Origin of the sequence: Chamaesiphon sp. VAR_48_metabat_135_sub, assembly GCF_031418915.1 — a bacterium.
In the GTDB taxonomy this organism is placed as follows: domain Bacteria; phylum Cyanobacteriota; class Cyanobacteriia; order Cyanobacteriales; family Chamaesiphonaceae; genus Chamaesiphon.
This window is the reverse complement of sequence record NZ_JANOJV010000194.1, coordinates 1-7,976: the sequence shown is the minus strand read 5'-3', so window position 1 is coordinate 7,976 and position 7,976 is coordinate 1. Positions and strand designations below refer to the sequence as shown.

The following is a 7,976-nucleotide window of genomic DNA, read 5'->3' as shown; positions in this document are numbered from 1 at the left end:
CGGCGTACCATATTCACCCATCGTCCCCAATTTTACCAGATGACAATCGGGGAAATCATCCCGCAAAGCATACAGCAGGTTGAGATTACCCACCACATTATTTACCTGGGTGAGTACCGCGTGCTCCCTGTCGATCATCGAAAATGGTGCCGAACGCTGCTCGCCAAAATGGACTACAGCTGCTGGTTGGAATTTTTGTAAAGATTTCTGAAGAAAATCATAATTATTGATGTCACCGATAAATAATTCGATCTCTTTCCCTGTCAATTCTTGCCAGCGTTTAATCCGTTGGTGGATGCTAGATATCGGTGTAAGTGTTTCTACGCCTAGTTCTAAATCCCAATGTCGTCTGACTAAACTATCCAATATCCCAACATCATACCCTCGGTTGGACAGATACAGCGCAGTTGCCCAGCCACAATAACCATCACCGCCAATCACCAGGACTTTCATAAAATACGAGAATAAGTTATTAATTTTATTAGCCAGTATTCGCTCAATGTATCAGGACAAGGGCAAACAGTAAACCGCTATCTTCAAAAAATAAAGTTAAGAACTAGTTAAATTTAGTGAATATTGGATAGTTCACCCCTAAATTGCCATCAGGAGACAAGCAATGCCCGATCCAAATACAATCGTTCCACCAGGGAAAAAGATCGATCTCAAGGATTACGATCCTGCTGCTACGGGACAGTTTGAGAATAAAGAGTCCGCCCAAATTAAATTAGCTGTGGGTATTAGCCAATTGGCAGAATATCAAAATATTCTTTATGCCCAGAATAAATTTGCCGTCTTAATTATTTTCCAGGCAATGGATGCAGCGGGAAAAGATAGTACGATTAAACATGTGATGTCTGGCGTAAATCCTCAAGGCTGTCAAGTGTTTAGTTTTCAGGCTCCTTCCGTAGAAGAATTAGACCATGATTACTTATGGCGCATTCACAAATGTTTGCCCGAACGGGGACGGATTGGGATCTTTAATCGATCGTACTATGAGGAAACATTAATTGTCCGCGTTCATCCCGAACTACTCAAAGTGCAAAGTTTACCACAGGTAGATCTCCAGCATATTTGGCATCAAAGATTTCAAGAAATCAATGACTTTGAACGGTATTTGACTAACAATGGTACTGTAATTATCAAGTTTTTTCTACATGTCTCCAAAGCCGAGCAAAAAAAACGGTTTTTAGAACGGATTAATGCTCCTGAAAAACAGTGGAAATTTAGTGCTGGCGATCTCAACGAACGTGCTTACTGGAATGATTATCAGGCTGCCTATACAGATGTCTTTAACCATACTAGTACAGAAGCCGCTCCCTGGTATATCATTCCTGCCGATCGCAAGTGGTTTACTCGCCTCGCTGTAGCTGATATTATCTGTAGTCGTCTCCAGCAGCTAAATCTCGCCTATCCTCAAATTACTACCGCCCAAAAAGACCAGCTACTAGCCGCTAAAAAAATTCTGGAACAGGAAGATTAGTCAATAGTGGATGGTGAATAGTGGATAGTCAATAGTAGGTAAAGGGTAAAGGAAATATGCCCGATACTTCTGCCAGTCCCCACACCCCAACACCCCAACACCCCCATGACTAAAATCTCTGACTTACGCCGAAACTATACCCAAGCTGGATTACTAGAATCAGATGTCGTTGCAAACCCTTATCAGCAGTTTAAACGGTGGTTCGAGCAAGCTGTCGCGGCGGATATATTAGAACCCAATGCGATGACAGTGGCGACGGTAACGGCGGATGGTAAACCTTCGGCGCGAATTGTGTTGCTCAAAGATTTTGACGATCGAGGGTTTGTATTCTATACCAATTACAATAGTCAAAAAGGTGTCGAACTCCAAAACTGTCCTTATGCCGCGCTAGTCTTCCTGTGGGGCGATTTAGAACGTCAAGTGCGGATTGAGGGCAAAGTAGAATTTGTCTCAGAAGCAGAAGCCACAGGCTATTTTCACAGCCGTCCAGCGAGTAGTCAACTAGGTGCTTGGGCTTCCGAGCAGAGTACGATTATCGACGATCGATCTGTACTAGAACAAAGATTGCAACAACTCGAAACCGAATACCAAGATGCCGTTATTCCCAAGCCACCTCACTGGGGTGGCGTAAGGGTTATCCCCCAGGAAATCGAATTTTGGCAAGGTCGTCCCAGTCGGTTACACGATCGATTACGCTATCAATTAGTGGCTGGAAAGTGGCAGATCGATAGGCTTGCTCCTTAATTCCAAGGGTAAAATATCCAATTTTTTTCTCAATCGACAGAGGTAATTATCAATTATAAATTATTAATTCTAAACATCTTTTAATGCTGCTCGATAGATCTGTTGACGACGCAAAGCTCGATCGAGAAATATGCTCGATTCGCTAGCCAACCACTGATGTTCGGCGGTTGTTAATAGTAGTGCTAAAGCATATTGACGATCGGCTAGATTAATTTTGAGAATATTACTGCGAGTATAATCTTGAATCAATTTGATTAGGGGTAAAAAGATACCAAATCGATAAATTTGCTGCATTAAGCAGTTTATTAGTGGTAAAAATATACTTGGTTTACCAATTAGCTTAATTCGGACTCGTTGTCGATCGAACGGTAAGATCGAAAGGGTTTTTCTAGTTGTATAGATACTAATATTTTCAATATTAGCCGTGGCATTATAAACTAGATTTCCGAACAACCAATGTTTGAGTTGAAAGCGATTACCAGATATTTCTAGTTTCACTCGTGAAAAATTACCGTAGATGGCATATGCAAATATCCAGAATGCCGCAGCAATATATGCAAATCCAATCATGATAAATAAGCACAACCTGGACAGTTCGATCGAAAAAGATAGCGTAGTAATAAAGTAAATTGAGACCGCAATGATAAAATTCATTAATATCGCTAGTAAACCCAATTGCTGACTGCCCGTAGTCCGAAATTTGACTGGGGGAATATCAATATTTAATTGAGTTTCATCAGCAATTAGCCGAATTGGGCTATCATTTGGTTTACGCGGACGATTGTTTGCTACAGGTGGTGGGAGTTCCTGCAAACCTTGGAGTACTGCGAGAGCTTCAACAGCAGTGGTGAATCGCTGTTCGACTATCGGTTCGAGCATTCGATCGAGCCAATCGGCAAATTTACGTGGTAATTTGACTGTCGATTTAAAGTTAATCTTTAGTTGTTTGTGGGGTAATTTACTCGGATCTTCCCGTATCAATAAAAATAATAGTGTTGTCGCTAATCCATATAAATCGGTGCTCAAAAATGCCTGTCCGCGAAACTGTTCGGGAGCCATATAGCCGTACGTCCCTACGACTGTACTGCCACCAGTTACGGTTTGATGATAGGTATCTTGTACTGCCCCAAAATCGACGAGATAAATTTTTCCGTCCAGACTTTTAATTAAATTTTGGGGCTTAATATCGCGGTGGATAACTGGGGGAGTAAGATGATGAAGATATGCGAGTATTTCTAATATTTGAGCGGCAATCTGTTCTACTTCTTTTACATCTGGTTGCCAACCTCGATCGATTAGTACCGATAATGGTGTTCCTGGTGCTAAAGATTGGACGATGTAAAATTCGCGATCTCGATCGGTATCGATCTGAAAGTAATCTAGATATTTAGGAATTGCAGGATGGTTTAATTGGGCTAGTATCTTTGCTTCACGCTCAAATAATTCGATTGCTTTCCAATCTTGAGCGCGACGCAATAACATAACTTTAATTGCCACGATTGCATCAGTTTCTAAATCTTTAGCCGCATAAGTAGTTGCAATCCCACCCTGTCCTAATATATCGATGATTTCGTAGCGATCTTTAAGATTTTCTCCGATCTGTTCCATCTTGATTAAGTAATAAGTAATAAGTAATAAATTAATTTTGGGACAGGGATTCAATTCTGTCGCGAAAATAGTCTGCCTTTAGGTAGAGGTGTTAGACTCTTGTTAATTGGTGATTTATTTCTCTAAAATAATTTTAAAGTTGAGTGTGTCTGGAAAATACTGGCATTTTCTAATTGCAAATTGTAATTGACAAACTAGAATTTACTTCGATCTTCCGAATGAATCGAGGTTTATATCTGTCAGATCAAATATGACTAGCAACTGAGCTGGCGAAGTATAATCACGAATACTTCTATTATTTATTTTTGAATTAATTAGTTTAGAAATTGTATTCAAACCACCAAATTCAGAATCATTATGTCCTGAAAGATTACACTGAGTATCCGATTTTGCACCAGCACGAACTAAGTAAATAATTGCTTGTTTGGAGATCGAATTATTGCCAGCCAGATCTAAGTTATTGACATAGCTAGATAAGGGGAGTCTGTATGGCATTAAATTGCGAACAATCGCGGTATGTAATGGAGTACAGCCCAAGCTATCTTTAACATTAGGATCGATACCTCGATCGAGTAAAAGCTTGACTATTTCACCATCTTGATGAAGACTTGCTAAGTGTAAAAATGATAATTTGTTATGGTCTGGATAAGTCCGATCGAGATTTATGTCTCGCTTGAGTAGTAGCTCCAAAATGGCAATTTTATTTTGTCTAACTGCATAGTATGCAATGCCGTTAATATAAGTTTTACTCAGTTTTTGCTCTTCTATTTCAAAATTTTTTATGTCTGTCTCTATAAATTTGGAGTTAGCAAAATTTTTTGCCGAGCGTGTAACTTTCTTCCGATGTCGAATATTATTTAGTTCTTCTTCTTGTTGGTGAATTAGATTGGCTGAGGTGCTAGTATCTGCACCCCGTTCGATTAACATTGCCACTATTTCCGGCAGATCGTTACTTATCGCATGATAGATGAGAGCATGATTATTTGCATCTTTAGTATTAACATCAAATCCGCGATCCAGATATGCTTGAATTTGTGCGGTACTAGGTTTTGTGGACATCACTTTAAATGGTTCGTTAGATATAAAACCTGCCATGCCTAACCAGTAGTATTTAGAACGATCTAACATTCCAAAAATAAGTAGAAGTGCTACGCAGCCGATCGCACTAATTACAGTGCGATCGAACTTACTAAATGTCGGTTTAAACTTCGATTTAGGTGGATTTTTGAGTACTTCCAATGCCTTCGTGGACGAACTAAATCTATTAGCCACATCTGGCTCCAACATCCGCTCCAACCAGTCAGCAAAACTACTCGATACTTGCAATCTGTCGCGAAAATTTAATCGCAAACCATCTTGAGGAATTTCGGCTGGCGATCGATGAGTGAGTAGATGTAAAATAGTCGCACCCAACCCATATAGATCTGTCACAGGTACGGCTTGTCCGCGAAATTGTTCGGGAGCCATATAACCGTAAGTACCGACGACTGTACTGCCCCGCAGGAAGGTATCGTGATAAGTTTGTTGTACCGCACCAAAATCTACCAGTGATATTTTGCCATCCTCAGTTCTGAGAATGTTACTCGGTTTGAGATCGCGATGGACGATGGGGGGATGATGGCGGTGGAGATAGACTAATATTTCGAGAATTTGGATGGTAATGGTTTTAACTTCAGCTTCAGTCGCCCGCCAACCAGCACGAATCCATTCTAATAGGGTTTTCCCTGGTGCTAGTTCTTGGACGATATAAAAATAGAGATCGCCATCTAGATCTGTTGTAAAATAGTCGATATATTTAGGAATACCATCACAATTGAGAGTACTCAATACTTGAGCTTCTCGCTCGAATAATTCGATCGCTTTCCAGTCATTAATCTGATGTAGCGATAAAGCTTTGAGCGCGACGAGTTGTTGCGTTTTGGGATCGAGAGCGCGATAGGTAAATCCGCTACCCCCTTCGCCTAAAACACCAAGGATTTCATAACATAAAGCCTCGGCTGTGTCGCTGCGAGCGATAACCTGGCTGGGATGGGTGATGGATGATTTCACTACACTCTTGGCTCAATTACTCAATAGACTTAGAGTACCCAGCTAGAACGATCGAATCAATGTCGCTCTGGAGAAAAGAATAAATAATGAGAAATCACATCATTTTTATCGATTTTTAGCAAGCTTATTTACGATCGTGTTCCAGATTTCGATCGACCAATTTTCGATTTTAAGTATTAGTCGATCGAGCCATGCCAGAAATTTAGCGATCGGCGATGTACTATAGCCAATTATTTCTGAATCTGCTTCAATCCAATCTTGACTGCTCTCTAAATCTAGCACTGATTTTACAGACATTTTACCAGCATTTTCTTCAGTTAGAGATTGTTGCTTATGGATTTGTTTCGATTTGACTTTTACCGTTCTTGGTTCGATCGGAATTAATTGAAATTCTGCTGGCTGATGGACGATTTGACTGTTGACATCGGCGGGGATATATAGATAGTCTCGATAGTAATTCAACCATTGTTTGAGCCAATCTGGCTGGAGCTTGACAATTTTGTCTCGAACTGGATGCTCCTGGCTAGGTGAAAGATTTTCGACGATGGGAGGGAGTTGTGGGAGTTCCCAAAATTGATCTATCTTTGGTGGTTGTGGTGTAGATAAGTAGTTGACAGGGACAATTTGAGGCGCAACTTTTCGTTCGATTCGATCGATCGATATTGGCGAGATCGAGCTATTTTCCGATGTCGATTTGGGAGCGATTTTTTGCAGCCAATTGTTCCATCGCTCGAATAAATTTGAGGATGATAAATTACGATCGTTTACTTGCGGCGAAGTTGTATCTGCTCGATCGAGTAATAATTGTCGATTTGCGGAGAGTTGTTGGCGCGAACGATTGTGTGATAATTTATGTGTATCCCATCGATCCCAAATAGCGGCTAAATCGCAACCAATCCGGCGGCGAATCTCCTGCTGTTGCGAGAGCGTGAGCAGATTCAGAATCTCATTTTCGTTACTGACCAAAACTAATTGTCGATCGATTAATAACGAACTAAGTCCGCGAATAATTGGTTTTGGACGAGTAAGTTGATGAGAGCTGCGAGAGCTATGGGTAAGTTCCCAATCCTCGATCTCAGTGTCGAGATGAGTTGTATTCCACAGATTTTCGTCGATAATAGATCGGTCGTCAACTGTCAACGAGTCGCGCATGGCAATTTTAATCGGATATCCAGCCCCAGCGACTAAATCTAGAGCCTGTTCGATGTTAATATCGGAAACTGGCTGAGGAAGGGATCTTTGTAAGGGCGGTGCCGCGAGTTGAGGTTGGAAGATCTTGGTTGTTTGTGCGAGTAAATGGAGGGGATAGAGTAAAATTTGACCGCTCCAAACTACTGCTACCTTGATATGTCGCAAACCTTTAGCACAGGTATCTTTAAACCGATTGGTTCGCTTGTTAATAAAGGTGAAGACTCGGCTTTGGTAAGTTCCAGACATGGGGATTTAGTGGAAAGTTGAAAGTTGAAAGTTGAAAGCGTTGCCCTACTATTACTGGGCGAAGTACTTTAGTGCTGTAGGGTTGGCACTGCCCAGTATCTAGGGTTTGATAATTCTAATCGTGTAAATACTTATGCTGTTATATTATTTTCAGCGTTTGCATAGGTAAGATCGATCGCCGCTAATCAATTCGATTCGTAACTATATTACGACTTATTTTTAATATCCTAAGATTCTAGCGAAATTATGAACGATTCCGAGCAAAGTTTTGTATCTTCTATCCTGATTGCGATTGAGAGGTTGCGGTGTTTGAGTCAGATCGATATTTTAACTGATTGGCAGATGTGTCTGGGGAGTAGCAATGTAGATACAGACACGAGTCAATGGAATCGGGTGAGTTTAAATGAGAAAGGTCAAATTGCCTGGGAGCGAGGGCAACAGGAGATTTGGTTAGCGCAGCAATTAGTCATTCCTGCTAATTTACAGGATTATCCTGTGACTAGTTTGTCTTGTCGTTTGGCTTTTACTTGGTGGGCGGAGGTGGCGCAGGTATTTGTCGATGGTGAGTTGGTGCAGGAGGGGGATTTATTCGACCATAGTCCGCGAGTTTTGCTGATGTCTGCTGCGGTACCTGGAACATCTGTAGACGTGCGATTGC

Annotated in this window: 6 protein-coding genes and 1 pseudogene; 3 read left to right on the top strand and 4 right to left on the bottom strand. The window is 41.1% G+C overall.

Features of this window, described 5'->3' with window-relative positions:
• A partial coding sequence (locus tag RMO55_RS14015) for an NAD-dependent epimerase/dehydratase family protein (protein WP_310427438.1) occupies positions 1-453 on the bottom strand: 453 nt, incomplete at its 3' end.
• Positions 454-616: 163 nt separating this feature from the next.
• Here RMO55_RS14015 and RMO55_RS14010 point away from each other — a divergent pair.
• Positions 617-1,480, top strand: a complete 864-nt coding sequence (locus RMO55_RS14010) for a polyphosphate kinase 2 family protein (protein ID WP_310427436.1) — start codon at positions 617-619, stop codon at positions 1,478-1,480.
• 105 nt (positions 1,481-1,585) lie between these two features.
• Positions 1,586-2,224: a pyridoxamine 5'-phosphate oxidase gene (gene pdxH, locus RMO55_RS14005; RefSeq protein ID WP_310427434.1), complete on the top strand. Its 639-nt coding sequence runs from the start codon at positions 1,586-1,588 to the stop codon at positions 2,222-2,224.
• 69 nt (positions 2,225-2,293) lie between these two features.
• Here pdxH and RMO55_RS14000 read toward each other — a convergent pair whose 3' ends face one another.
• From RMO55_RS14000 to RMO55_RS13990, 3 genes are all read right to left on the bottom strand, one after another.
• Positions 2,294-3,832 carry a serine/threonine-protein kinase gene (locus RMO55_RS14000; protein ID WP_310427433.1) on the bottom strand — a complete coding sequence of 513 codons (1,539 nt, stop codon included), beginning with the start codon at positions 3,830-3,832 and terminating at the stop codon, positions 2,294-2,296.
• A 201-nt stretch (positions 3,833-4,033) separates the two neighbouring features.
• Positions 4,034-5,881 carry a protein kinase domain-containing protein gene (locus tag RMO55_RS13995; protein WP_310427432.1) on the bottom strand — a complete coding sequence of 616 codons (1,848 nt, stop codon included), beginning with the start codon at positions 5,879-5,881 and terminating at the stop codon, positions 4,034-4,036.
• A 105-nt stretch (positions 5,882-5,986) separates the two neighbouring features.
• A complete protein-coding gene (locus tag RMO55_RS13990; RefSeq protein WP_310427430.1) occupies positions 5,987-7,318 on the bottom strand; it encodes a hypothetical protein in 1,332 nt (443 codons plus the stop codon).
• Positions 7,319-7,564: 246 nt separating this feature from the next.
• On the opposite strand from RMO55_RS13990, the pseudogene RMO55_RS13985 reads away from it, so the two are divergent.
• Positions 7,565-7,976: pseudogene (locus tag RMO55_RS13985) on the top strand (alpha-mannosidase); the annotation flags it as partial.

Coding starts and splice junctions, on each gene's coding strand:
- RMO55_RS14000 (WP_310427433.1), bottom strand. CDS start 3,832: ATGGAACAGATCGGAGAAAATCTTAAAGATCGCTACGAAATCATCGAT.
- RMO55_RS14010 (WP_310427436.1), top strand. CDS start 617: ATGCCCGATCCAAATACAATCGTTCCACCAGGGAAAAAGATCGATCTC.
- RMO55_RS13990 (WP_310427430.1), bottom strand. CDS start 7,318: ATGTCTGGAACTTACCAAAGCCGAGTCTTCACCTTTATTAACAAGCGA.
- pdxH (WP_310427434.1), top strand. CDS start 1,586: ATGACTAAAATCTCTGACTTACGCCGAAACTATACCCAAGCTGGATTA.